The organism is Candidatus Nanopelagicales bacterium, from assembly GCA_018003655.1.
In the GTDB taxonomy this organism is placed as follows: Bacteria; Actinomycetota; Actinomycetes; order S36-B12; family UBA10799; genus JAGNDY01.
The window spans coordinates 13,710-39,217 of sequence record JAGNDY010000008.1; the positions used below are offsets into that span (position 1 = coordinate 13,710).

At 63.1% G+C, this 25,508-nt stretch carries 24 protein-coding genes; 18 read left to right on the forward strand and 6 right to left on the reverse strand.

Features of this window, described 5'->3' with window-relative positions:
- A complete protein-coding gene (locus tag KAZ48_02895) occupies positions 1-1,758 on the reverse strand; it encodes a biotin/lipoyl-binding protein (GenBank protein ID MBP7971721.1) in 1,758 nt (585 codons plus the stop codon).
- 298 nt (positions 1,759-2,056) lie between these two features.
- Here KAZ48_02895 and KAZ48_02900 point away from each other — a divergent pair, with 298 nt between their 5' ends.
- From KAZ48_02900 to KAZ48_02915, 4 genes are all read left to right on the forward strand, one after another.
- Complete coding sequence (locus KAZ48_02900; protein ID MBP7971722.1) at positions 2,057-3,052, forward strand: glycosyltransferase family 2 protein; 996 nt, start codon at positions 2,057-2,059, stop codon at positions 3,050-3,052.
- 221 nt (positions 3,053-3,273) lie between these two features.
- Entirely contained in the window at positions 3,274-5,112 is a 1,839-nt protein-coding gene (locus tag KAZ48_02905) for a hypothetical protein (GenBank protein ID MBP7971723.1), read from the forward strand.
- Positions 5,109-5,498 (forward strand): hypothetical protein, encoded by a 390-nt coding sequence (locus tag KAZ48_02910; protein MBP7971724.1) that lies wholly within the window; start codon positions 5,109-5,111, stop codon positions 5,496-5,498. Before KAZ48_02905 ends, KAZ48_02910 begins: the two co-directional genes overlap by 4 nt.
- Positions 5,495-5,689: a hypothetical protein gene (locus tag KAZ48_02915; GenBank protein MBP7971725.1), complete on the forward strand. Its 195-nt coding sequence runs from the start codon at positions 5,495-5,497 to the stop codon at positions 5,687-5,689. The genes KAZ48_02910 and KAZ48_02915 overlap by 4 nt, the downstream gene beginning before the upstream one ends.
- Before the next feature lie 7 nt (positions 5,690-5,696).
- On the opposite strand, the gene KAZ48_02920 is transcribed toward KAZ48_02915, so the two are convergent.
- Complete coding sequence (locus KAZ48_02920) at positions 5,697-7,127, reverse strand: family 16 glycosylhydrolase (protein ID MBP7971726.1); 1,431 nt, start codon at positions 7,125-7,127, stop codon at positions 5,697-5,699.
- Positions 7,128-7,430: 303 nt separating this feature from the next.
- Here KAZ48_02920 and galE point away from each other — a divergent pair, with 303 nt between their 5' ends.
- Together galE and maf are read left to right on the forward strand one after the other, a co-directional pair.
- Positions 7,431-8,411 carry a UDP-glucose 4-epimerase GalE gene (galE, locus tag KAZ48_02925; protein ID MBP7971727.1) on the forward strand — a complete coding sequence of 327 codons (981 nt, stop codon included), beginning with the start codon at positions 7,431-7,433 and terminating at the stop codon, positions 8,409-8,411.
- 7 nt (positions 8,412-8,418) lie between these two features.
- Positions 8,419-9,081 (forward strand): septum formation inhibitor Maf, encoded by a 663-nt coding sequence (maf, locus tag KAZ48_02930; GenBank protein ID MBP7971728.1) that lies wholly within the window; start codon positions 8,419-8,421, stop codon positions 9,079-9,081.
- Here maf and KAZ48_02935 read toward each other — a convergent pair.
- Together KAZ48_02935 and KAZ48_02940 are read right to left on the reverse strand one after the other, a co-directional pair.
- Positions 9,078-9,335, reverse strand: coding sequence for a hypothetical protein (locus KAZ48_02935; protein MBP7971729.1), 258 nt, complete (start codon positions 9,333-9,335; stop codon positions 9,078-9,080). The genes maf and KAZ48_02935 overlap by 4 nt on opposite strands.
- Positions 9,332-10,942, reverse strand: a complete 1,611-nt coding sequence (locus tag KAZ48_02940) for an acyl-CoA carboxylase subunit beta (GenBank protein MBP7971730.1) — start codon at positions 10,940-10,942, stop codon at positions 9,332-9,334. The genes KAZ48_02935 and KAZ48_02940 overlap by 4 nt, the downstream gene beginning before the upstream one ends.
- Positions 10,943-11,000: 58 nt before the next feature.
- Here KAZ48_02940 and KAZ48_02945 point away from each other — a divergent pair, with 58 nt between their 5' ends.
- The 5 genes from KAZ48_02945 to KAZ48_02965 all read left to right on the forward strand — a co-directional run bounded on the left by KAZ48_02945 (position 11,001) and on the right by KAZ48_02965 (position 16,831).
- Positions 11,001-11,837 (forward strand): biotin--[acetyl-CoA-carboxylase] ligase, encoded by an 837-nt coding sequence (locus tag KAZ48_02945; GenBank protein ID MBP7971731.1) that lies wholly within the window; start codon positions 11,001-11,003, stop codon positions 11,835-11,837.
- 96 nt (positions 11,838-11,933) lie between these two features.
- On the forward strand, positions 11,934-12,545 hold the full coding sequence (locus KAZ48_02950; protein MBP7971732.1) for a PH domain-containing protein: 612 nt from the start codon (positions 11,934-11,936) through the stop codon (positions 12,543-12,545).
- Positions 12,542-13,546, forward strand: coding sequence for an adenylate/guanylate cyclase domain-containing protein (locus tag KAZ48_02955; protein ID MBP7971733.1), 1,005 nt, complete (start codon positions 12,542-12,544; stop codon positions 13,544-13,546). The genes KAZ48_02950 and KAZ48_02955 overlap by 4 nt, the downstream gene beginning before the upstream one ends.
- A gap of 87 nt (positions 13,547-13,633) precedes the next feature.
- A complete protein-coding gene (locus KAZ48_02960) occupies positions 13,634-15,160 on the forward strand; it encodes an acyl-CoA carboxylase subunit beta (protein ID MBP7971734.1) in 1,527 nt (508 codons plus the stop codon).
- Positions 15,161-15,223: 63 nt separating this feature from the next.
- Positions 15,224-16,831: a DUF2029 domain-containing protein gene (locus KAZ48_02965; GenBank protein MBP7971735.1), complete on the forward strand. Its 1,608-nt coding sequence runs from the start codon at positions 15,224-15,226 to the stop codon at positions 16,829-16,831.
- Here KAZ48_02965 and KAZ48_02970 read toward each other — a convergent pair.
- A complete protein-coding gene (locus tag KAZ48_02970; protein MBP7971736.1) occupies positions 16,809-17,363 on the reverse strand; it encodes a GtrA family protein in 555 nt (184 codons plus the stop codon). The two genes, KAZ48_02965 and KAZ48_02970, sit on opposite strands and share 23 nt — an antisense overlap.
- Positions 17,364-17,458: 95 nt before the next feature.
- Between KAZ48_02970 and KAZ48_02975 the strand changes: the two genes are divergently transcribed.
- From KAZ48_02975 to purE, 4 genes are read left to right on the forward strand one after another with little or no spacing between them, the layout of a single operon-like run.
- On the forward strand, positions 17,459-18,631 hold the full coding sequence (locus KAZ48_02975; GenBank protein MBP7971737.1) for an acyl-CoA dehydrogenase family protein: 1,173 nt from the start codon (positions 17,459-17,461) through the stop codon (positions 18,629-18,631).
- A gap of 4 nt (positions 18,632-18,635) precedes the next feature.
- Positions 18,636-19,628 carry an aldose 1-epimerase gene (locus KAZ48_02980; protein ID MBP7971738.1) on the forward strand — a complete coding sequence of 331 codons (993 nt, stop codon included), beginning with the start codon at positions 18,636-18,638 and terminating at the stop codon, positions 19,626-19,628.
- Entirely contained in the window at positions 19,629-20,813 is a 1,185-nt protein-coding gene (locus KAZ48_02985) for a 5-(carboxyamino)imidazole ribonucleotide synthase (GenBank protein ID MBP7971739.1), read from the forward strand. It begins immediately after the preceding gene.
- Positions 20,806-21,315, forward strand: coding sequence for a 5-(carboxyamino)imidazole ribonucleotide mutase (gene purE, locus KAZ48_02990; GenBank protein ID MBP7971740.1), 510 nt, complete (start codon positions 20,806-20,808; stop codon positions 21,313-21,315). Before KAZ48_02985 ends, purE begins: the two co-directional genes overlap by 8 nt.
- A 90-nt stretch (positions 21,316-21,405) precedes the next feature.
- Here purE and KAZ48_02995 read toward each other — a convergent pair whose 3' ends face one another.
- Positions 21,406-22,809 carry an LCP family protein gene (locus KAZ48_02995; protein ID MBP7971741.1) on the reverse strand — a complete coding sequence of 468 codons (1,404 nt, stop codon included), beginning with the start codon at positions 22,807-22,809 and terminating at the stop codon, positions 21,406-21,408.
- Positions 22,810-23,032: 223 nt separating this feature from the next.
- Between KAZ48_02995 and KAZ48_03000 the strand changes: the two genes are divergently transcribed.
- The 3 genes from KAZ48_03000 to KAZ48_03010 form a co-directional block, all read left to right on the forward strand.
- Positions 23,033-24,106, forward strand: coding sequence for a glycosyltransferase family 2 protein (locus tag KAZ48_03000; protein ID MBP7971742.1), 1,074 nt, complete (start codon positions 23,033-23,035; stop codon positions 24,104-24,106).
- A complete protein-coding gene (locus KAZ48_03005) occupies positions 24,087-24,962 on the forward strand; it encodes an ABC transporter permease (protein MBP7971743.1) in 876 nt (291 codons plus the stop codon). The genes KAZ48_03000 and KAZ48_03005 overlap by 20 nt, the downstream gene beginning before the upstream one ends.
- Before the next feature lie 70 nt (positions 24,963-25,032).
- The coding region (locus tag KAZ48_03010; GenBank protein ID MBP7971744.1) for an ABC transporter ATP-binding protein at positions 25,033-25,508 on the forward strand (476 nt) is incomplete at its 3' end.

Sequence of the window (25,508 nt, forward strand, 5' to 3'; positions counted from 1 at the left end):
TCAGCCCTTGATCTCGCAAAGCACGGTCCCGGTTGACACAGTGGTACCCGTCTCGGCTGTGAGCCCCGTGATCGTGCCCGCCTTGTGAGCGTTCAGGGGTTGCTCCATCTTCATTGCCTCAAGCACGACCACCAAGTCGCCAGCCTCGACCTGCTGGCCTTCTTCAACCGCAACCTTGACGATCGTTCCCTGCATCGGTGTGGCCACCGAATCACCGGATGCCGCGCCACCGGACTTCTTGCCGCGCGCACGCTTGGCTGCTGCCTTCTTGGTTCCACCGCCGGTGCCAACCGCCAGGTCTGCGGGAATGCTCACGTCGAGTCGCTTGCCCCCCACCTCAACGACGACGGTCGAGCGTTCTTGCGGCTCAGCAATGTCCGCTCCAGCCCCGGCGTATGGCGGGATCTGGTTGTCGAAGTCGGTCTCGATCCAGCGGGTGTGAACGGTGAACGGCTCGTCGGGATCGGCTGGCGCGAAGGCGGGGTCCTCGACGACCACCCGGTCAAAGGTGATCGCCGTTGCGATGCCGTCAACCTCGAACTCGGCCAACGCGCGTCGCGAGCGATCCAACGCCTGCTGACGGTCGGCGCCTGTGACGATCAGCTTGGCTAGCAGCGAGTCGAAGTTGCCGCCGATCACGTCTCCCGTTTCGAAACCAGCATCGACTCGGATGCCAGGCCCGCTCGGGGGGCGCCAAGTGGTCAGCACTCCCGGCGCTGGCAGGAAGTTGCGGCCCGGATCCTCGCCGTTGATGCGGAACTCGATGGAATGGCCGCGCAACTGCGGGTCGCCGTAGCCAATCTCCTCACCGTCGGCGATGCGGAACTGCTCGCGCACCAAATCGATGCCGGACACTTCTTCACTGACGGGGTGCTCAACCTGCAGGCGGGTGTTGACCTCAAGAAACGAGACGGTGCCGTCCTGGCCGACCAGGAACTCGCACGTACCGGCACCGAAATACCCGGCTTCCTTGACGATTGCCTTGGATGCCCGGTACAGCTCCGTGACCTGCTCGTCGCTGAGGAAGGGAGCTGGTGCTTCTTCGACAAGTTTCTGGTGCCGGCGTTGCAGCGAGCAGTCTCGCGTGGACACCACGACGGCGTTTCCGTGCTGGTCGGCAAGAACCTGGGTCTCGACGTGACGCGGATTGTCAAGGTATCGCTCGACGAAGCACTCTCCGCGACCGAACGCCGCCACGGCCTCGCGAACAGCGGAGTCGTAAAGCTCGGGGATCTCTTCCAAATCGCGGGCGACCTTCAAACCCCGGCCACCACCACCGAACGCGGCTTTGATCGCGATTGGCAGCCCGTTCTCTTTGGCGAACTGAACGACCTCGTCGGAGCCCGACACTGGATCCGCAGTTCCTGCAACGAGTGGTGCTCCGGCGCGCTGGGCGATGTGGCGGGCGGCGACCTTGTCGCCGAGTGAACGGATGGCGGCCGGCGGTGGTCCGATCCAGGTTAGGCCGGCGTCGATAACAGCTTGGGCAAAATCGGCGTTCTCGGACAGGAACCCGTAGCCGGGATGGACAGCATCCGCGCCGGACTTGGCAGCAGCATCGAGGATTTTGCCGAAATCGAGGTACGACTCAGCCGCAGTGGAACCGCCTAATGCGTAAGCCTCGTCGGCGAGGCGAACGTGAACAGCATCGCGGTCAGGTTCGGCATACACCGCGACACTGTCGAGGCCAGCGTCGCGACAGGCCCTTGCAACCCGGACTGCGATTTCACCGCGGTTGGCGATCAGCACCTTGCGCACGAGTTCTCCTAGCTGCTTTTGTCCAGACAGACCGGTTTGGTGGCCCTGCGCAGTCTATGGAGGGTGACAGGTCGCTGCGCGATTGGCCCGACATTCCTGCTCTGCAACTCGCCATGCGGCAGCCGCGTGGCCGCCTTGCCAACGCGCTGCATCCGGTACGCGGGCGTGCCGTTTGGTTCCCTGAGTGGCGTCGAGACCGACAACCGCGCGACGCTTGGTGAAGGTGACCGTCGGCTCGCAGGACCGATCGCCACCCCAGGTGGCAGTGAACCGAGCGAAACGAGCAAGTGGAGTCACGATGGCAACAGCAGTCGAGTCGGCGTTTCAGGTCGATGTCGAGTCAACCGGACCAAGCATCGGCGTTGTTGTCTGCGCCTACACCGAGGACCGGTGGCAAGACCTGGAACTCGGTGTCCGTGAACTCATCGCGCAGGTCGGCGATCGGGATTCGGTCATTGTTGTGATCGACAACAACCCAGCATTGCTATCGCGCTGCCAGGAACATCTGGCTGGCCCACAAGTGACCGTGGTCGCCAACGGTGGACCCCAAGGACTGTCGGGTGCCCGCAACACCGGCATCGGGATGTGCGAGCGCGACATTGTTCTCTTCCTCGACGACGATGCGTTCCCGCTGCCAGGATGGATCGACTCCTATCGCACACGTTTCGCCTCGTCGCAGGATGTCGTGGCTGTGGGTGGGGCGGTGGAACCTCGTTGGGAGGGTGGGCATGCGCCGCGCTGGTTCCCGCAGGAGTTCTACTGGGTTGTTGGCTGCGACTACCGGGGGCTGCCTGCTTCTGGCGACGAGATCCGCAACCCCATCGGCGCGAGCATGGGAATCCGACGACCTGTCTTCGAGGTGATCGGTACGTTCAATGACGAGGTCGGCCGGGTGGGTGCCCTGCCGGTGGGCTGTGAAGAGACCGAACTGTGCATCCGGTTGCGCCAGGAGATCCCCGATATTCACATCGTGCGGGACACCGCGCCCGTTGTCCGTCACTTCGTCCCGAAAGCCCGTCAGAATCTGCGCTACTTCGCGAGTCGGTGCTTTCACGAGGGTCGGTCCAAGGCAGCTATGACTGCGGTGGTGGGAGCGTCGGATGGTCTCAGCGCAGAGCGTTCATACGTGATCAAGACGTTGGTTGCCGGGATCGGAAACCACCTGGGGGCGGTGCTGCAGGGCGATCTTGCCGGCCTATCGCGGGCGATCCTGTTGCCAACCGGACTTGCCATCACCACGTACGGCTACGTCACCGGACAGCTTCGCGCGCGACGGGCCAAGGTGACAACGTGAGGTCAGTCGTCCGGCCATTGGGTTAGGCTTCCCTCACCCGTATTCACGGGCGCCCGTGAATACGCGGGTGCGGATCACGGCAAGTGGCACGGCGCGGGCGAGGCACATCGAGCCCGTTCCGTTCTCGCGGTCTCAAGTGGGGAGGCGAGTGGAATGCCAGGTCAATGCGACCGGTCACGGCTGCTCGCGACTGCGGGATGGCAAGACGCGGGGACTTGCCGGTGACCGAACCCACCGGTCTGGCATCACTGAGGCTGCGCCGCAACGCCATCGCGTTGGCGCTCCTCGCACTGGCCTTGCTGCTCGGCGTCTGGAGCTTGGCGACCTCCGACGAGAACGCGATTGCTGGCCTGGGTCTCGTTGATGCGCTACCCGCTATCTACTACGGCAGCGTCGTGGCGATCATCGCAATTGTCCTGTTGGCCCTGCGGAGCAAGGAACAGCCCACTGCGGTGCTGGCCGCAGGTCTGGTTGCCATCGTTGTGTTGGTCCATGGCGCCGCCGCAATCCTGGAATCGGCGGCGAGGTTCCCGGTCGCCTGGCTGCACGCGGGAATCACCGATTCGATTCTGACGACCGGCACAGCTGCTCAAAACTATGATGCGCGGTTCTCCTGGCCGGGGTTCTTCTCTGGTGCCGCAGTGCTTACTGACGTGACTGGTGTTTCCAGCCCGACGGTGTTCCTGCGGTGGGCTCCGATCGTGATGGTGTTGTGCTACCTGCCGCCGCTGCTCAGCATCGGGCGCTCGACGCTGCCCGGCTGGCGAGCGCCGTGGTTGGGTGTGCTGATTTTTCTGCTGGCCGATTGGGTGGGGCAGGACTACTTTGCGCCGCAAACAGTCGCGGTCATTCTGTACCTGACGATCATCGCCATAGCGTTGCGATATCTGCGTGGGTGTGAACCCCGACGGCTCTCTCGCTGGATACAGCGGCGGGCGAGTCTGCCTGCGCCTCGGGGTCTGGGGTGGGTTGCCGGGCTCATTCGGGCAGGCGACCGACAGGTCGAGCCCCCGACGCAACCGACCAGTACTAGATTCCGGGCCTGGCTCCTGGTCCTGCTCACGCTCCTGAGCGTCGCGATGGTTTCCAGTCACCAGCTCACCCCGGTTGTCCTGATCGTCGTGCTCGCGGCACTTGCGGCACTCGGCAGGTTCAGGCCGTGGCCCTTCCCCTTCCTGGTTGGCGTCATCATGATCGGTTGGCTGAGTTATGCCGCCGAGCCTTTCTGGAGTGGGCACCTGAACGAGATCTTTGGCGGAATCGGCGATGCCGCTCAAGTTGTTGACAGTGGATCGACGGACCGGGTCGGCGGAAGCCCGGATCACCTATTCGTGCTGCAAATCCGGATGATCATGGCCCTGTCCGTCTGGGGGTTGGCGGGACTCGGTGCCCTTCGGATGTGGTTGTCAGGCAAGCGGGTGAGCGTCCCGCTACTGGTCATGACCGCTGGGCCCGGATTCCTTATCGCCACCCAAAGCTATGGCGGCGAGGGACTTCTGCGGGTGTTCCTGTTCTCACTGCCTGGTGCCGCGATGCTGATCACCGGCTTGGTCTTGCCGAAACCGAAACTGCCGTCGTGGACGACGTTGGTGCTGAGCTTTGTCGCGAGCCTGTTGATCTTTGCGATGTTCTTGTTCGCAAGGTGGGGTAACGAGGACTTCGAGCGAGTATCGGCGGCCGACGTTGCGCTCCAGCAAGAGTTCTACCGGGTCGCTCCACTTGGGGCGACGCTAGTGACCTTCTCGATCGGTGGACCTGCCACCTATCAAAATCTGACCGACTACGAGTACGGCTCAAACCTGATCGCTGACTTCCCGTTCAAGAACATCAAGGCAATCAACACCTACGTCGGCACCAATCCAAAGGGCACCTACCTGCTTATCAACCAACAAGCCGTCGCTGACGGGGTGGCCAATCAAGATCTACCGCCGGACAGCGGCGAGTTGTTGGTGGCGCAGCTCATCAAGTCCGGCGACTACCAGGTCGTATTCAAGAACGAATCGGGTGTTCTGCTCAAGCAGCAGATTCAGAAGCCAGCCAAGGCAGGTGCGAAGCCATGACGATCAAACACGAACCCTTCACTCGGACTCCCGCGCTCGCCGGCGCGCTGGTCGCGTGGTCAGTTCTTGCCGTGATGACCGCCGTCGTCGACCCGCCGGCTTGGGTGGGACTGCTCGTCGCTGGGACGTTCAGTCTGTTGGCCGTCGGCCTTGCGGTCGTGCTCGTAGCGGGGATGAGAGATGTGCCGATCGCGATCGCCGTGGCGGTCAGTGCTGGTCTGGCGTCGTTGATCCTCGGTAGCGAGTTGTTCCTGATCGTCGACCATCTGCGGCCCTTGGCGACGATTGTTGTGCAGGCCGCACTGGTGTGCGCGTTGTCCGCGTGGGCTTTCCAGCGGTACCGCGCAGCTGGTGCCGGCAAGCCGCTGGTGGGTGAGTCCGAATGAGTGTGATCATTTCCGGCTGGTTCGGGCTCACGCTGACCATTCTGGTCGGCGTTCTGACTCTGGCGAGTGCGATTGAGGTGGATGGGCGAAGACTCAGCGACGCGCGACACCGAGCACTGCTGGGAGTGACCGCGATCCTGATGATTGGGTGGCTTGTGGTCGTCGTGCTCCGATTCCTGAAAGTCAGTTAGCTGGAGTTCAAGAACCAGGCGTGTACGAGTAGGCCTTGACCCAATCCACCTGTACGTGGCCTGCGGCAGAAATGCTCGGTGTCGAAGAGCTGATCTGCGTCTCGAACTGCAGGACCCAGTGCATCGCATTCTGGGGGACGTTGGTGGTAGACGTACCCACGAGATTCCCGTCCACGAAGAACTGGACCTTGGTCGGCGACCAGGCTGTCTCGTACACGTGCCAGTCGGTGTGCTTGACCTGCGTGTCAAACCAGTCTTGGCCACCACTGGCGTTGGCGTAGTGGGAGAACGCTGAGAGATTCCCGCCCGTGAGATCGCCCTCGGGGAAGTCGATCTCACCATCGCCTGGCCACTTCTCGCTATCGGGCCACAGCAGCGGTGCGATCTTGTATCCGGCGATCTTGTCTGCGCGGAGCTTCATGGCGAAACGTCCGAACTTCATCGTCGGGAGCTTCGGCGTTGGCGCGGCCACCAGATAACGGCCGAGCGTCGCGTCGTAGTGCAGGTAGGCATCCATCACGCCGTTCGCGACCGAGAGAGTCTTCTCCGGGTGGTAGTAACCGGGCGTGGACCGAACATTGCGCGAGGTGTCCGTCCAGGGGTACGGGTAGGCGCCGACGCTATTTGAGTACGTCGACAGGAACGATCCCAACGGCGCATCGGTCAGAAAATCTTCCCCGTAGATGGACGTCCACCCGGGAAGATTTCCAGTGGGCAGCGAGCCGCTGGGCGTCGGAGTCGGGGTTGGTGTCGTTGGATCCGGGGTGGGCGTCGTCGGGTCGGGCGTCGGGGTGGGGGTCGTCGGGTCGGGCGTCGGTGTGGGGGTCGTCGGATCGGGCGTCGGTGTGGGGGTCGTCGGAACCGGAGCCGGGCTTGTGATCACCGGCGTGGGAGTCGGTACCGGAGCCGCTGCGGCGCTGGTCTTCGCCGTAACGCCACCGGACTTGGCGGAGTAGCCGCCCTTCCAGGTCGAGACGATCTGGAAGTAGTAGGAAGTCGCCGGTGACAATCCCGTGGCGGTGTAGCGATTTGTCGCGCTTGATCCCTTGTAGTTGCCGCCTTGATAGATGTCGTAGCCCGTCGCACGGCCGGCCGCGCCCCACTTCAACGAGATGCTCCGGTCGGTGCGAGCGGTGACGGTTGGAGTGCCGGGGACACCGGCCGCGTAAGAGCGAGCTGCCGCCCTGCGCTTGGCCGCCCTGCGTTTTGCGGCCTTGCGTTTGGCGGCCTTCCTGCTGAGTGCCTGCTTCTTCGTCACAAACTGAGAAGCGATCGCGGGGGCAGCAGTTGTCGCCGCTGTCGCGAAGGCGGTTGGCGAGGATGCCTCGGCAGAACCACCGGCTGCACCAACGGACAACCCGGCGACGAGGACGGCACCAGTAATTACACTCAGTAGTCGAAACACCGGCGGTGCCTGATGCCGTGATGTCGTGTTCATATCTAGTGCATCGGCAGCAGTTGACATCGGTGGAGACGCCGAGCCGGAAAAACCCTCATCTTGAGCCAAAACAACCCGTCTGGGTGAAAGCCACATCAACTGAGGTTGCGAACAGTAGTCAGCACCCCGAAACTTGGAGGGTTCGGCGAATGACTACTAAGAGTAGTTGAATCACAGGAGCGCCAAAGAGCGAACATCCGCTCGAATCCAGTCCGTGGGCCGATCGCGTAGCCGTTCCAGCACAGACTGTCCGACTGGAAGTGGCTACGGTTACCGCATGGAGATCACACCGTGACGCGCTGGATGCTCACCGGCGGCGCTGGGTACATCGGGGCGCACGTGCTGCGTCAATTGCAAGCCGTGAACATCGACGTCGTGGTGGTGGATGACCTTTCCACCGGCCTGGCCAGTCGGGTTCCCGACGGCACTCCATTGGTGCAGGCCAACGTTCGCGATCGCACGGCGATGGCGGCAGCGATGCGCGACTTCGACGTTGCTGGGGTCATTCACTTCGCCGCCAGAAAGGCGGTTGGCGAGTCAGTGGAGCGGCCGCTGTACTACTACCGGGAGAACGTCGACGGAGTCATCGCGCTACTTGAGGCGATGGAGGAAGCAGGCGTGGGCCGATTTGTGTATTCGTCCTCGGCAGCGGTCTATGGCGAGCCCATCAGCCCGGACGTTGCGGAGGAAGCGCCACTGATCCCCACCTCGCCCTACGGCGAAACGAAAGTCGTCGGCGAATGGGCGACGCGAGCCTCGGCAGTGTCCCGGCACGATTCGACAGTCCCGTTGTCGTTTGTGCTGTTGCGCTACTTCAACGTGGCCGGGGCTGGCGGCGACGACCTCGGCGATACCAGCGTCGCCAATCTGGTCCCGCTGGCCTTGCGAGCTGTCGCTGCGGGTGATCGCCCGAAGATCTTCGGCACCGATTACCCAACACCGGACGGTACGTGTGTCCGCGACTACATCCATGTCGTTGATCTGGCCGCGGCTCACGTCAGCGCGGTGAATCTGTGCGACGACCAACCGCTGGGCGGCGTGGGCACCGCTTACAACGTCGGAACCGGAAGCGGTAGTTCAGTGCGTGAGGTGATCGACATGGTCAGCGAGGTCGTGGGCTTCGACGCGAATCCGGAGGCCACCGCTCGGCGCGAGGGAGACCCGGCCGCCCTGATTGCCGCTGTTGGCCGGATAAACCGCGAGTTGGGTTGGACGGCTCAGTACGGGTTGCGCGACATGGTGGCATCTGCGTGGTCAGCCTGGCCGACCACAGCCCGTGAGTGACCATCCGGTGGGGCATCGGCAAGTAGTGCTCGGGTCGGCGTCGCCTGCGCGCAGGGGTCTTCTACGTGCTGCGGGGATTGAGCCGGTGGTCCGGGTGAGCGGTATCAATGAGGAAGCGTTGGTGGCGGACTTGGTGTCAGGTTCGACCGAGGCCGACGCACCCCGCCCGCCGGCCCTGGCGTTGCAACTCGCGCGGGCCAAGGCCGCGGATGTGGCGCGGAGCGTGACCAGCGACCCCGACTTGGGCACGGCGATCGTCATTGGTTGCGATTCCATCCTTGAGTGGCAGGGGCAGGCATTCGGCAAGCCGGAATCGGCAAGTGAAGCCGTTGGCAGGTGGCGGGCCATGCGGTCCACGATGGGTCTACTGCATACGGGCCATTGCGTCATCGATCTGGCAACGGACACCGAGAGCTCCGAGGTTGTAACCACGCAGGTGTGGTTTGGCGAACTCACCGATTCGGAGATCGACTCCTACGTCGACACAGGCGAACCGCTCGCGGTGGCAGGTGCCTTTACCTTGGACGGGATCGGATCAGCATTCGTGGATCGGATCGTCGGAGATCCCAGCAACGTCATTGGGTTGTCAATTCCGTGGCTACGACGGGTGATAGCAGGGTTCGGAATCCCGTGGCCGCAGTTGTGGCGAAGGACGGACCCGACCGCTTAGTACCGCCGACCGGTGTTGACCCACGAAGTCGATGACGGCACTGGCATTGGTCGCCGATGCATCGCCGACGGTTGTGACCACGCCGCAACGGCAGGTTCCGATTCTGCTCCAGTGGTTGCCGAGGCGGCGGCAGCGGTCACTACCGCCACGACAGCAGCCACATCCTCGGGACTGGGTTTACCACCGACAATTCGCAACAGCGGCGTGGGTTGTGGCTCGGCCGCCGAGTTCGATTCGGTGCCGCGGGCGGTCATAGCGGGATGTTTCCGTGCTTCTTCGGCGGCAGTGTCTCGCGCTTCGTGCGCAGCGCGCGCAACGCCAGCACGATCTGCGACCGCGTCTCGTGCGGCATGATCACCCGGTCGACATAGCCGCGTTCAGCGGCCAGATACGGATTAGCCAGCGTGTCGTCGTACTCCTCAAGGAGCCGCTCACGCTCCTCCACCGGATCTTCGGACTCAGCAAGTTCCTTGCGGTAGAGGATGTTGACGGCGCCTTGGGCCCCCATGACCGCGATCTGTGCCGTCGGCCACGCCAGCGAGATGTCGCCACCGAGGTGCTTGGAACCCATCACGTCGTAAGCGCCACCGTAGGCCTTGCGCGTGATGACCGTGACCTTGGGAACGGTCGCCTCGCAGTACGCGTAGATCAGCTTGGCGCCACGGCGAATGATCCCGTTCCATTCCTGGTCCGTGCCCGGCAGAAAGCCGGGAACGTCAACGAAGGTCAACACAGGCACGTTGAACGCATCGCAGGTGCGAACGAATCGGGAGGCCTTCTCGGACGCATCAATGTCCAGCGTGCCGGCGTACTGCATCGGCTGGTTGGCGACGATGCCGACGGGGTGACCCTCAACGCGCCCGAAGCCAGTAAGCAGGTTCGGTGCCCACAGCGGTTGGACTTCCAAGAAGTCCTCGTCGTCGAGGACATGCTCGAGGATCTTGTGCATGTCATAGGGCTGGTTCTGCGAGTCGGGGATGAACGTGTCGAGCTCGTAGTCCTCGTCAGAGAATTCGAGATCGGCCTCAATCGGTTCGGCTGGGGGCATTTCGGTGTTGTTGCTTGGGAGGAATGACAGCAGCGACTTGACGTAGTCGAGGGCGTCTTCCTCGTCGGTTCCCATGTAGTGCGCGACACCGGACTTGCTGTTGTGGGTGTGGGCCCCCCCAAGTTCCTCGAACCCGACGTCTTCGCCAGTCACGGTCTTGATCACGTCAGGGCCAGTGATGAACATGTGCGAGGTCTTGTCGACCATGACGATGAAGTCGGTAATCGCCGGAGAGTAGACGGCGCCGCCAGCGCAAGGCCCCATGATCAACGAGATTTGCGGGATAACGCCGGAGGCGTGCACGTTACGCAGAAAGATGTCGCCGTAGAGGGCCAGCGAAACAACACCCTCCTGGATGCGGGCGCCGCCGGAATCGTTGATGCCGATGACCGGCACTCCGGTTTTCATCGCCAGGTCCATGACCTTGACGATCTTCTCGCCGAATACCTGGCCGAGGCTGCCACCAAAGATGGTGAAGTCCTGAGCGAACACACATACGGGTCGACCATCGATCGTTCCGTAGCCGGTGACGACGCCGTCACCGAAAGGGCGTTCCTTCTCCATCCCGAAGCTGGTGCTCCGGTGCCGTGCCAATGCGTCGAGCTCCACGAACGAGCCCTCATCCATGAGCATGTCAACCCGCTCGCGGGCGGTCATCTTTCCGCGCGCGTGCTGCTTCTCGATGGCCTTTTCCGAGCCACCCTTCGACGCTGCCTCGCGACGGCGCTCAAGCTCGGCGAGCTTGCCGGCAGTCGTGTGAGGGTCCGGTTGAGGTGCTTGGGATGCTTCGGTGGACAGTTCCTGCGCGCTCATATGACCCCTCGGGAGATAGCTCAAAACGCCTTGTTGCCAGCCTAGGTACGGTAGCAACGTGTCCGCTGAGCCAAATGCGCCGTCCCTGCTGTCCCAGGACGCACTGGTGCGGGCATGGGTCCTGTCGGGCGTGAACGCACCGGTCCCGATCCTCCTGCACAGCACCGATTCGACCAATTCCGATGCGATGGGCCTTGCCGCAAAAGGGGCGCCGGCGTGGACGGTCGTGGTCGCCGAAGAACAACGCAAGGGTCGCGGCAGGCTCGACCGCAGCTGGGAAAGCGCTGCCGGTGACGCGTTGCTCTTTTCAGTAGTCCTACGACCGCCGGCCACGGTGCCAGTAGATCGGCTCGGTTGGATCCCGCTGCTGGCCGGCATCGCGGTTGCCGAATCGCTGGCAACGCCCGCAGTACCGGTGGGTCTGAAGTGGCCGAATGACGTGGTTGTTGACGGTCCGGCAAGCGACGGATCAGCAGGTCCACGCAAGCTCGGCGGCATCCTGGCTGAGCGCAGTGGAGGCGCCGTCGTGGTGGGTGTGGGCATCAACCTCAACTCGAGCCAAGGCCGGTTGCCGGTTCCGGCAGCGACCTCACTTGCGCTGGAGGGCGCTGGTCCGGTGGAACGGGCGCAGTTGTTGGTGGATCTGATCATACGAACGCGCACGTTGTGGGATCGGTGGGTTTCGGCGCACGGTGATGCCCGGCGCAGTGGACTGATGGATCGCTACGAAGCAATCTGCCTGACCCTCGGCAGGCAGATCGAGGTGCTACTGCCGGGCCGGGAACCGATTCGCGGCCAGGCGTTGCGCACTGATGACCAGGGTTGCTTGGTGGCCGATGTAACCGGTAAGGGCCAGCAGGTCATAGCGGCTGGCGACGTGGTCCACGTCCGCTGACGCACACCATCGATGGTCAGAACGGGCTGTAGCGCGGCTCGATCCATCTCGCGCCTCGCGGTGACGCGAGCAGTCAAAGCGTGTCACGATAGGCCCATGTCCACCTCCGCGTATCCGGGCGCGTACGCGGGGAGTTCTGGCTCAGGTAGCTCCGAACAGCTCATGGACCTGCGCAAACACGAGGTCGGACTGGTGGGCACATTCGTTCGCTTGCTCATCGCCGCCGTCGCGGCCGGGTACCTCATCGCTCGACTCGGCACGTGGGGTGAGCCGGAGCGAACGATCGCGCTCTGGTCGGCAGCAGCCCTGGCCGCGCTCTTCGTTTGGACCTTCGTGATTCGGCGTTTCCGCGTGTGGGCGGCGATGCGGGCGATCGTGGCCAGCGACCGAATTGAAATTCGCTATCGCCGACGTCGTCAGGGTTGGCAGATTCCGATGGTCTCGGTTCTGGATGTCAGTTACACCGCTGGCCCGCTGCAGCGCCTATTCGGCGTTGGTGACGTCGCGATTCGAACAAACTTCTCCCACGAACCAGCCCTTATTCCGGGGGTTGCTGATGTCAAAGGCGTCGTAGCGGACCTGCTCGTATTGCGCGACCAAGCATGGCGTCAGTACCAGCAGGCCGTCGCCGCTTCGACCCAACCGTGGAACAGCACGCCATATCCGGGTACTGGCGATGGCGGTACCAGCCTGCAGGTCGCCTCGTGACCGATCAGCCACGACCGCGACCCATGCCGGAGGACTTTCTGGCGCAGATCATGACCAGTCCGCTGGAGTTTACGAGCCAACAAGTCGCCGATGCGGCTGGTGTCGATCTCGACGTCACCCGACGGATGTGGCGCGCCCTTGGTTTTGCCGACGTTGGGGATGAGCGGGTATTCACCCAAGCCGACATCGACGCGCTCAAGGCGATCATGAGGTTGATCAAGAAGGGCATCCTCAACTTCGAGGAAGCAATCGACATCGCGCGCGGCATCGGTCAGAGCACTGCCCGGCTGGCTGAGTGGCAAACCGAAGTGATTGGTCGGTCGATGCAAAACCGCGGGATGGTCGAGACCGTCGGAATCCTGCCGCGCGATGAGCTCGATGACATCATGAAGGAGTCCCGACAACTCAAGCCGGTGCTGGAACGACTGCTCGTCTATTCCTGGCGGCGCCAGATGGCGGCCAGCGCGGCACGAGCAACCGCCGTGGCAGACAGTGGAGATGACCTCAACGATGAATTGACGGTCGGGTTCGCCGACATAGTTGGCTTCACTCGACTCGCGCGGCAACTGCCCGACGATGATTTCACCGCGTTGGTAGAGGACTTTGAAGCGACCAGCACGGAGACGGTGGCCGCAACTGGCGGTCGGGTAGTCAAGAGCCTCGGCGACGAGATCCTCTTTGTCGATGCCGACGTAGATGTCATAGCCGAGACTGCCATTCGGCTGCACGAGCATCTGCGGGAGCGCAAAGACTTCCCGAAGATCCGCGTCGGGTTGGCGACCGGGCCGGTGGTTCAACGGATGGGCGATGTTTTCGGAATCACCGTCAACCGTGCCAGTCGCTTGACCACGATGGCCAAGCCAGCCTCGACCTACATTGATGCCGACACGATGGCGCAGTTGGAAAGTAGCGGCTCGACGTTCGACTTCCAAGCGGTGCGACCGCGACGGGCTCGAGGCTTCGGCCTGATGCGCGCATGGTCGTTGACCCGCGGGGAGTAGCGCGTCGTAGGCTCGCCGAGGCGTGCCTTGATCGGCAACACCACCGACTCTGACCTAGCCACCGCTTACCCCTGAGGTGATTGACAAGTGCCAGCCCATCCGCCCGTCCCCCAACTGCGCGCGACTGTCGAATCCGGCGGAGCGGCGCGCTACCACGAGGCGAATGCCGCCAAAGGAAAGCTGTTTGCTCGGCAGCGAATCGACCTACTCGTGGATGCTGGCTCGTTCATTGAGGACGGAATGTTCGCCAATGTCATGGCCGGTGACCTGCCTGCCGACGGAGTGGTGACCGGTACCGCGACGATCGACGGCCGACATGTTTGCCTGATGGCCAACGATTCGACCGTGAAGGCGGGGTCGTGGGGAGCGCGAACTGTCGAGAAGATCGTGCGCATCATCGAACGCGCTTACGAGTTGGCACTTCCGATGGTCTGGCTGGTCGACTCCGCCGGGGCGCGTATCACCGATCAGGTGGATCTGTTCCCAGGTCGGCGCGGTGCGGGCCGGATCTTCTGGAATCAAGTTCGGGCCTCGGGTTCGATCCCGCAGGTGTGTGCGTTGTTTGGCCCGAGCGCCGCCGGTGGCGCGTACATTCCGGCGTTCTGCGACATCGTCATCATGGTCGAGGGCAACGCGTCGATGTACCTGGGCTCCGACCGGATGGTCGAGATGGTCACCGGCGAGAAGACCACTTTGGAGGACATGGGTGGCGCGAAGGTCCACACCTCTGACAGTGGCGTCGGGCACCTGCTGGTCAAGACCGAACAGGAGGCGTTGGAGAACGTCGCGCGCTACCTGTCGTTCCTGCCCGACAATTGGCAGAAGCAGCCCCCACGGATCGACGCCGTCGAGCCCGAGGACATTGATCTGCGAGCGCTCGTTCCGGAAAGTGAGCGGCAGGCGTTTGACATGCGGCGCTACATTCGCGGGCTGGTCGATGAGGGTAGCTTTTTCGAGATTCACCGGAACTGGGCCAGGGAACTCGTCGTCGGGTTCGCCCGCTTGGACGGTGCAGTCGTCGGGCTGGTCGCCAACAACCCGATGTTCAAGGGTGGCGTGCTGTTTGTGGATTCAGCAGACAAGGCAGCACGCTTCACGCAGTTGTGTGACGCCTTCAATGTGCCGCTGATCTTCCTCTCCGACGTTCCCGGGTTCATGGTAGGGACCGCCGTGGAGAAGCAAGGCATAATCCGCCACGGCGCAAAGCTGATCACCGCGATTAGTGAGGCGACAGTTCCTAAGTTCTGCGTAGTGGTTCGCAAGGCCTACGGGGCTGGGCTGTACGCGATGGCAGGTCCCGGCTTCGCCCCTGACGCCACGATCGCGCTACCAACGGCGAAGATCGCCGTCATGGGTGCCGAGGCCGCAATCAATGCGGTCTACGCGAACAAGATTGCCGCGATTGAGGACGAGACTGAGCGGTCCGCTTTCGTCGAGGCGAAGCGTGATGAGTATGAAGAAGACATCGACATCGTCCGGCTGGCCAGCGAACTCGTGATCGACACGATCGTTGAACCGGAGGAATTGCGCGCTCAACTCATCGGTCGTATCGCAGCGGCGGCGACCAAGGATCGGACGTTCTCCCGTCGCCGACACGGCGTGACGCCGGTCTGACCCGCACGCAGTTGGCAGCATGGCGGCGCGGCGGGGCCGATTCGAGCAGTTACCCTCGCCTACGTGGAAACCACGACTGACGCGTCCGTCCCACCCACCGACGTCAGCGATACGCCCGGGAACACTGCCGGTCAGGCTGGCGAATCCGGTGGCGGTTCTCGACTGAGTCGGCTGCGCGGTTGGTTCCTGACCCCGCTGCCCTACCTGCTGGCGATCGCGGCGCTCTTTCGGGTCTGGTCGGTCTATACGGCGGGCGGATTCCGGGCTGCGTTCCTCTACGACGACGGTGTGTACTACTCGGCCGCAACGGCCCTTGGTCACGGCCTAATGCCATACCGAGACTTCGTCCTTGTTCACCCACCCGGCAGCACGGTCGCGTTCGCGCCCTTCGGGTTCCTGGCCGAATTCACCTCCGACTCGACTGCCTTCGCCCTCGCGCGCCTGGCAGTCATTTGCCTGGGCGTTCTCAACACCGCGCTGATCTACCGGGTTGCCAAATCGGTTGGGGTCTTCGGCGCGACCACCGCGGCGCTGCTCTACGCCGTCTGGTTCCCGGTGGTCTTCGCCGAGCGATCCACGCTCTTGGAACCGTTTGTCATTCTCGGCACAGTCGGTTCGCTCGCCTTGCTGTTCAACACCAAGGTCGGCGGCTGGCGACCGTGGGTGGCTGGAATCCTGGCCGCTATCGGTATCTCGACCAAACTGTGGGCCGTCATACCTGTACTGGTGGTGCTGGGCGCCGTCCTGGCGGCTCGACGATTCTCGGATGCGCTGAAGTACGTGCTCGGCATCGGTGTTGCCGCGCTGGTGATCATGCTGCCGTTCTTCCTGTCGGCACCGTCCAACATGTTCAACATGATCGTCAGGGACCAGTTGGGTCGTGACCGAGGACCAATGACGATCATGACGAGGTTCTCGTTGATCTTCAACATGGACGCGTTCACCGATGGATCCAAGGGCCGAACCCAGGACGCGATCGTGCTCACAGCGATCGCCTTCGTCGTGCTGGCAGCGATCGCGGCGTTCGTCAAGTTCAAGCCCGCGAGGGTCTGGGTGGTGATGCTGGCCGTCCAGATCGGGGTATTGCTGTATGTCCCGGTCTTCTTCACGGGCTACCCAACATTTGCAGCGCCAGCCCTCATGCTCGTCCTGGGAGCTTTCGCGCAGGTGTTGTGGGATGTGGCCGCCGGTGTCCGACTCCAAAGGGTCATCCGAGGCGTGGTCGCCGCCGGCGTGATTGTCGGCTTCGCGTCTTCTGCCGTCTACATCACCAACACCCCCAAGGCGTTCGGGGCGTTGCCCCGGGCTGCGCTCGACGCGGTTGCGGGTGGCCGGTGTGTGGCGGCTGACCGGCCTTCGACAATCGCCATCGTCAACAAGCTGACGTCGAGTTTGAACAACGACTGCCCGATTGTCGTGGACTTCACCGGCTCGTACTACAGCACGCCACAGGCGCGCAGGGGCATGACCAACCGAATCATCTCGCCGGACTTCCAGGCCGGAATCCAGAATTACTTCAACAACTCCGACTACGTGATAATCACTCGCAGGAGCAAGGACCAAATGTCGCCGCAGACCCTGGACCAACTCAAAGCGAGACCGGTTGTGTTCAGGGGCAAGAACGGACACTTGGTGATCTTCGGGCCGCCTACACCTCAGACAGCTGGATGAGTTCCTTGTTGGTGATCTCGGCTTCCGGGAATACCCATTTGCGGTAGGACCAGAAGCGGAACAGTGTGCCAAGTGCCAGGCCGATGACGTTCGCGCTGATGTTGTCCGCGATTGCGCTGGTCAGACCAAGCGCGTAGTGGCTGAACCACAGGCAGCCGAGCGCGATGCCCATCCCGACGAAGTTGAGCACGAAGAACAGCACGTATTCGCGGGTGTAGGACGTTCGCGCCCGGTGGCGGAAGGTCCAGAACCGGTTACCGAAGTACGCGAAAGTTGTCGCCGCAATGACGGAGATGACTTTCGCTGTCAACGGCTTGCCAGCCATCGGTCCCGCGCCGCCAGCGAACATCAGCAAGTTGAACAAGCCGACGTCGATGACTAGGGCGATCAGTCCGATAGCGCCAAACTTGGCGGCCTCACGCCAGAGACTGGCTAGCTTGAGGCGGCCCAACTCGACGAGGGTCGCAACGCGACCGCGGGGCTGCGGTTGGACGACGGCAGGGCCCTGTGACTCGGCAGGGATGTGGGGCATATGAGGAGGCTACCCCGTGCGTGCAAGGATAAAAGCGCACGACGCGTGAGGCAGATCACCGTGCTTCACCCGGTTGGGCGTGTCAGAGCAAACACATAGGAGGACCGAACGTGGATCTGCGGCTGTCCGAGGAGCACGAAGCCCTGCGAAAGACCGTCGAGGCGTTTGCCCGCGACGAGGTTGCGCCGGTGATCGGCGACTACTACTCCCGTGGTGAATTCCCCCTCCCGATCGTTGAGTCCATGGCTTCGCTGGGGCTGTTTGGTCTGCCATTCCCCGAGGAATTCGGCGGCATGGGGGGCGATTACGTTGCGCTCTGCGTCGTGCTTGAGGAACTCGCCCGCGTTGACTCGTCGGTGGCGATCACGCTCGAGGCCGCCATTTCGTTGGGTGCCATGCCCATCTACCGTTTCGGAACGGATGAACAGAAGCGGCAGTGGCTTCCCAGACTCACCTCCGGACAGCTGCTCGGCGCCTTCGGCCTGACAGAGGCAGAGGCCGGCAGCGACGCTGGCGGAACGCGAACCAAGGCCGAACTGATCGATGGCGAATGGGTGATCAACGGCTCCAAATCGTTCATCACCAACTCGGGCACGGCGATCACGGGGCTCGTGACGGTAACAGCAGTCACGGGCGTGAACCCCGATGGTTCGAAGGAGATCTCGTCGATCATCGTTCCTTCCGGAACGCCTGGATTCACCGTGTCCAAGGAGTACGACAAGGTCGGTTGGAACGCGTCGGACACCCACGAGTTGTCCTTTGTCGATGTGCGCGTGCCGGCCGCCAATCTGCTCGGGGAGCGTGGTCGCGGATACGCCCAGTTCCTGCGGATTCTGGACGAGGGACGGATCGCGATCGCAGCACTGGCGACCGGGCTGGCGCAGGGCTGCGTCGACGAGTCGGTCAAATACGCCAACGAGCGCCACGCATTCGGTCGCCCGATCGGAGCAAACCAAGCGGTCTCTTTCATGATCGCGGATATGGAACTGCGGGCTTACACGTCCCGGTTGGCCTGGCGCGATGCGGCATCGCGGATGCAACGCGGCGAACCATTCAAGCGGCAGGCCGCGATCGCCAAACTCCACTCTTCCAACGCGGCGATGGACAATTCGCGAGCTGCCACCCAGGTCCACGGTGGCTACGGATTCACCATCGAGTTCCCGGTCGGTCGCTTCTATCGGGACGCGAAGATTCTTGAAATCGGTGAAGGGACTTCGGAGGTTCAACGGATGTTGATTTCCCGCGACCTCGGTTTGCCGCAAGGATAGGCAGATGTCCACCACCTACGCCGTCGAACGCGCGCCGCTGCCCGACCACCCAGACCTGGAAGCGGTCACGCTGTCCTCCTCGAAGGGGCTATCCGTCGTATTTGTGCCCGGTGCGGGCATGGTCGGAGTCTCGATGGTCCTCGATGGCGTCGAGTTGCTCGGCATGCGCGAGGGTCTGGCCGGCTACCTCGAGTCGGGCAAGACGTTCGGAATTCCCCTGCTCGCGCCCTGGGCTAACCGGCTCGAAGTCGCCACCTTCGACGGAGTTGAGTTGGTCACCGACGGGATCGCCGGCGTGCGCAAAGATGCCAACGGCCTGCCGATTCATGGGCTGCTCGCGGCCTGTCCTGATTGGAAAGTCGTTCACTGCGAGGCGGTGGATTCCGGCAAGGACAAGGGTGCATGGCTCGTTGCCGAACTGACTTTCGATTCCAAACGACCTGCGTTCCCCGCCTTCCCGTTCCCCCATCGCCTGGGTGTGAGCGTGCGGGTACGAGGCCGCAAAGTCATCATCGCCACGACCGTTGAGGCGACCGGTGACCGGGATGTGCCGGTGGCATTCGGTTGGCATCCGTACTTCTGTCCACCGAACAGCGATCGATCGGATTGGTCAGTGGCCCGGCCGTTCGTGCACCACGCGCTGCTCGATGACCGCAGCGTTCCGAATGGCGAGGTGGAGCACGGTGCAGTGGAGATCGACACCCTTGGCGATCCGGCTGTCGGTGGCCGTACGTACGACGACCTCTATTGCGACGTGCCACAGGGGACGACCGCGTGGGTCGAGGGCGGCAGGCACCGCATCTCGGTGACCTACGACTCGGGCTATCCATATGCTGTGCTCTTTGCCCCCGCCGACCAACACCTGGTGGCGATCGAGCCGATGACAGCGCCGACCGATCCGCTGGCCGGGTACTTTCCCATTCGACGGGTGACCCCCGGCAACAGCTTCACCGCTGCGTTCACCATCGCGGTCAAGGGGTTTGGGGCGGCAACCTAGATGCCCTCCCCAGTTGACGACTTTCCCACCGCAGGAATGATCGGCGGCGGCCAGCTTGCACGCATGACCCAGCAGGCGGCGATCGCCCTTGGCGTTGAACTTCGCGTTCTGGCCCGCGATGCGGCCGAATCTGCCGCCAGAGTCGTATCGGAACCCTTCCTCGGCGACCACGATGACGCGACGGCACTGCGGGAGTTTGCCGCTGGCGTGGATGTCATCACTTTCGACCACGAGCACGTACCACCTGCGCTGTTGCAGGAACTGATCGAACTCGGAACACCTGTTCGGCCATCGCCAGAAGCCCTCATCCACGCCCAGGACAAGATCACCATGCGCCGCGAGTTGGCGGCAGCGGGTCTGCCGTGCCCGGAATGGGATTTCATCCCGCACGGCGCGAGCGACGAGCAAGCCATCGCCGTGCTCGCTGGCTTCGGTGATCAAGTCGGATGGCCGATCGTCATGAAGACCTCCCGTGGCGGCTATGACGGTCGTGGGGTGTGGGTCGTCGACGATTTGACCCAGGCACGCGACGTCTTGCGAGACGCCCAACTCGCACCGAATGCTTCGTGGCTGTTGGAGGAGAAGGTCGACTTTGTGCGCGAGTTGGCTGCGCAGGTTGCTCGGTCTCCGCATGGTCAAGCCGTGGCGTACCCGGTCGTGCAGACAGTGCAGACAGACGGTATGTGCACCGAAGTGATCGCACCGGCCCCGAACCTCGCGCACGACCGGGCCATCGAGGCTCAACGGATCGCTCTTGAGGTCGCCCACGTCGTCGGCGTCACCGGAATGCTGGCGGTGGAGCTCTTCGACACCGGTGACCGCCTGCTCATCAACGAACTTGCCATGCGCCCACACAACTCGGGCCACTGGACAATCGACGGAGCGATTACTTCGCAGTTCGAAAACCACCTGCGGGCCGTACTGGATCTACCGCTGGGCTCACCTGCCGCTCGTGACCGATACACCGTGATGGTCAACGTCCTGGGTACCGGCCGCGGGAGCATGTATGCCGCGTACAAGCACGTACTTGCCAGAGACCCACGTGTGAAGGTCCACATGTATGGCAAAGAACCCCGAGCTGGGCGGAAACTGGGGCATGTGTGCGTGGGTGGCGACGATCTCGAGCAGTTGTTGATCCGCGCCCACCACGCGGCGGACTACCTAGCGGGAGTGATCGATGAGTGAATCGCAGCACCTGAATCCTGTCGTCGGGGTCGTCATGGGATCTGATTCTGACTGGCCGACGATGGAGGCGGCCACCATCGCGCTCGCGGAGTTCGGGGTCCCGTTTGAGGCTGATGTGGTTTCCGCGCACCGAATGCCTACCGCGATGCTCGAATACGGCGCCACCGCAGCAGAGCGAGGGCTGCAGGTCATCATCGCCGGGGCCGGCGGCGCAGCACATTTGCCGGGCATGCTCGCCAGCGTGACGCCGTTGCCGGTGATCGGTGTTCCCGTCCCGTTGCGGTATCTCGACGGGATGGACTCACTGCTGTCAATCGTGCAGATGCCCGCCGGAGTGCCGGTTGCTGCCGTCGCCGTGGGCAACGCGCGCAACGCGGGCTTGCTCGCTGTCCGGATTCTGGCCGCGGCGGACCTGGAGTTGCGCGAAGCAATGACGGCATTTCAGGCCCGCCTCAACGAAGAAGCAACCGCCAAGGGCGCCAAGCTGCGCGCCAAGCGCTAGTAGCAACCGGAGCTGGTAGCGACCGGAGAGCGCAGCGGGTGCATACGGCCAGTACGGCCCGCACGAGGTCTTCGGTGGGGTCCGGCCGGCCTAGCCACAGATGTCGTCAGCGGCCGTCTTCGGCTTATCTGAACTGTCCGAGCTGGCACCGGCAACGGTCACGGCCGTCACACCGTTGTAGCTGTCGCCGACGATCACCTTGAACGTGCGACCGAGTCCGGTGACAGCCTGGGTCTTGGCGTTCGGCAAGGCAGCCTGCAGGGTCTTGAGCGACACGTCGTAGCGAGGGTCGTACTGGATGACGGTGTCCGAGCCTGTCCGTGTCTGGGCGTTCGCTGCTTGCCCGACGACATTGAATCCGGCATCACGAAGGTCGGTGCCTGCTTTGGTGCCAAGTCCGGACACGTCGGAACCGTTGTAGGTTCGAACCGAAATCATGCTCGGTGCGACGTCGACCGTTTCGGACTTGGCCTTGGCAGGTCCGGTGAGAGCGTCGCCGGTCTTGAGCTTGTCGAACAGTGCACTGGCCGCAGCATCGTCCCAGGTAACGACCGAGCCGACTCCGGGCTCGTTCACCTCGCTGCCGATCGGCACCGTCTGGAAGCTAATTGACGACGGACTCACCGAGCCCATCCGTGCCGCGATTCCCCACATTGCGGACTTGTTGAATCCCTCGTCCGTGGTCACGCTGCCAGCAGCGGCGTTGAAGAATGCCATCAAGCGAACCGGGTTCAGCAGGACCGCGGGGCTGGTGGCCTGTTTGAAGACCGATGCCAGGAACGTCTGCTGGCGTTTCATGCGACCGAGGTCGGCGCTCGGGTCGAAGTAGCGGGCGCGCACGTAGGCAAGCGCCTGCGGGCCGTCCAAAGTTGATTTGCCGGCCGGGATGTTGAGCCCGGACTTCTCGTCGTTGATCGCTGTCTTGGTACAAACCGGTACCCCACCGAGGCCATCGACCATTGAAACGAAGCCAGCGAAGTTGATTTCCGCGTAGTGATCGATGTGCACGCCAGTCGCCTGCTCAACGGTCTTGGCCGCGAGTTGCGGTCCGCCGATGCTGTAGGCAGCGTTGATCTTCTGCTTGCTCGCGGCGGTGGTGTTGCCATCGGCGTCCGTGTAGGCGGGGATCTCGACGTAGGAGTCGCGCGGAATGCTGACGACGCCCACCGACCCGTCGTCGGCGATGTGCACGATCATCATTGAGTCGGTATGGCGCCCGTAGTCGGACTGGCCAGCGTGCAGCTTCTTGCGTTCGGCCTTCGAAAGGCCGGTGCGATCGTCCGAGCCCACCAGCAGGATGTTCTGGCCGCCGTCGTTGGGAACGCGCCCGCTCATGCCGTCGAACACGGTGACGTGCTTGACCTGGCCGGTAACCTCGCTCGCCGCGGCGTAGCCGATGCCGCTGGCCGCCAACACAACGGCCGAGGCAACGATCGCGACCGTCTTTGCCGGGCCGCGTTTGCGTCCGGACCGTCGATGCGTGGCCGTGGCCATTCTCGGCTTCCTCCTGTTGCGTGCGTGGACCTCTGCGTCCGGTTGGGGCGCCAGTGGCAGGTTCTGGGCGGCTGACGCCCAAACTCAATCGTGATCTTGGCTATGGAAGCCCCGCGACGGTGCGACGCTGCAGGTAGGGGCAGTGGTTCCCCTGATCGTAAGTTGCCTTTTTCATGTCCGGTGGAGCGGCACGCCGATCCGGTGGCCGGTAGCGTGAGAAACGATGACTAATCAACTCCACCGCGAGGATCGTGCGATCTTCCCTCCGTCGCCGCAGCCGCGCGGAGTTTCGGTGATTATGACGTTGCTGAACGAGCAACGTCACCTGCCGGAAGCAATCGCCGCCGTGCAGAACCAGACGTGGGATGGCGAACTCCAGATTGTCCTCGCGTTGGGACCGTCCACTGACGACACTGATCAGATCGCGCAAGGCCTTGCCGACCTCGACCCCCGGGTTGTGCTGGTCACCAACCCCAGTGGGCGCACGCCAGCCGGCCTGAACGCGGCGCTGGCGGCTGTCCACTATCCCGTCGTGGTCCGGGTAGACGGGCACAGCGTGTTGCCCAGCGACTACATCGACCGCGCCGTTGCGGCGTTGGAGCGCACGGGTGCCGACAACGTTGGTGGCGTGATGGCCGCTGCGGGAGTCACCGACTTTGAGCGCGCGGCGGCGGTGGCGATGACGTCCAAGCTGGGCGTCGGCGCCGCGTCGTTTCACGTCGGAGGCGGCGAAGGGCCGGCCGAGTCGGTCTACCTCGGCGTTTTCCGGCGAGACACGTTGACGGCGCTGGGTGGGTACGACGACGCTTTTGACCGCGCCCAGGATTGGGAGATGAATCACCGCATCCGCGAACTCGGCGGGACCGTCTGGTTTACCCCCGAACTGCGGGTCGCCTACCGTCCACGAGCGAACGTCCGAGCGCTGGCTCGCCAGTATTTCCACTACGGCAAGTGGCGCCGGGAGCTGATGCGTCATCACGAGGGAACCGCGTCCTTGCGATACCTGGCCGCCCCCGCCGCCGTTGCTGCCATCGTCGCTGGATCCGCGGCCGGTGTGCTTGGCATGGCCTCGCCAAGCCTGCGCTTCTTACGGCTGGGATGGCTGGCACCGCTCGGCTACTCGGCAGCCGTGGTGCTGGGAGGTACAGTGGTCAGTCGTGGCGAGCCGACCTCGGTCCGACTGAGAGTGCCCCTGGCGCTCGCTGCAATGCACTGTTCATGGGGAGTCGGATTCTTGACTTCGCCCAACGACCTCAGAGCTGACCGAGGGGAGTCGCATGGCGACGCAAACCGTTGACCAGGCCCCGCCGTCTGACGACGACTACACCGGCGTGCTGCACACATATGTGCCGTACAAGGCCGGATTGCCCCGACTTGGACCGTACGTGCGTGAGGTTTGGCGTAGGCGCGAGTTTCTCAACGAGATGTCGCGGGCCAATGTGCGCGCTGGTCAACGAGACACGTTGTTCGGGAAGCTCTGGAATATCCTGAATCCACTCCTGATGGGGATGGTCTACTTCATCCTCGTCAATATCCTGACTGACCGCGGCACCAAGCCCGGCTACTTTGTCTACCTAGTCAGTGGTCTCTTCCTGTTCTCGGTCCTGCAGTCCTGTGCGACGCAGGGCTCACGCTCAGTTGTCAAAGCCGGAAAGATCATCACCAACACCGCATTCCCGCGGGTGCTGCTACCGCTGTCGACCGTCAAGACGGCCGTGAATGAATTCATTCCGAGTTTCGCCGTGTTGATCGTCATCGCCGCAACGTCCGGGGTGCGATTCCACCCGGCCCAGATCACGCTGATTCCGTTGTTCCTGCTGTTCACGATCTTTGTGTCCGGCATCGCGATGTTGCTCGCCACGATCCAGGTCTACTTCCGCGACACCGCCAGTTTTCTGCCGTTCGTGCTGCGGATCTGGCTCTATGGATCGCCAATTCTATGGAGCGCCAGCCAGGTGCCTGCCAGCCTGAAGGCCATCGAGATCCTGAACCCCATGTACGCGATCATCGGGTCATGGAGTGACGCCATCGTCTACGGCAAATGGCCGAGCACAACCTCGTGGATCATGGCTTCCAGTTGGGCCCTCGTGTCATTCCTCGTGGGGGCATATGTCTTCCTTACCAGGGAGCGTGACTTTGCCGTCCGTATCTGAGTCTCCGGCACCTGACCCGTCAACGACTGCGACCGCCGCCCAGCCCGGGTCCAGTGGCTCCGAAGCGTCCATGTCCAAGCCCGCGACGACTGAGGCGCCAGCCATCAGTATTCAGAACCTGGACATCACGTATCGAACGACTCTTGAACGCAAACCGACGTTGAAAAAGGCCATCACTCGGTTCGGCCGCAATCACCGCGCCGTCCGCGAAGTCGAGGCGGTTCGGAACGTGTCCTTCGATCTGCCGCGCGAGCGAGTGCTGGGCATCGTGGGCAACAACGGGGCTGGCAAGTCGACCCTGGTGCGTGCGATCGCAGGGATTCTGCCGCCGACAGCGGGCAAGATCACCGTGCGTGGTCGCGTGAGCACCTTGCTCGCACTGGGCGTTGGGTTCAACCAGAACCTCTCCGGTCGCGAAAACGTGATGCTTGGCGGTCTCGCGGCCGGATACACCCGCGCAGAGATTGATGCCAAGTACGAGGAAATCGCTGACTGGACCGAGCTTGGAGACTTTCTGGAAATGCCGATGCGGACGTATTCCTCCGG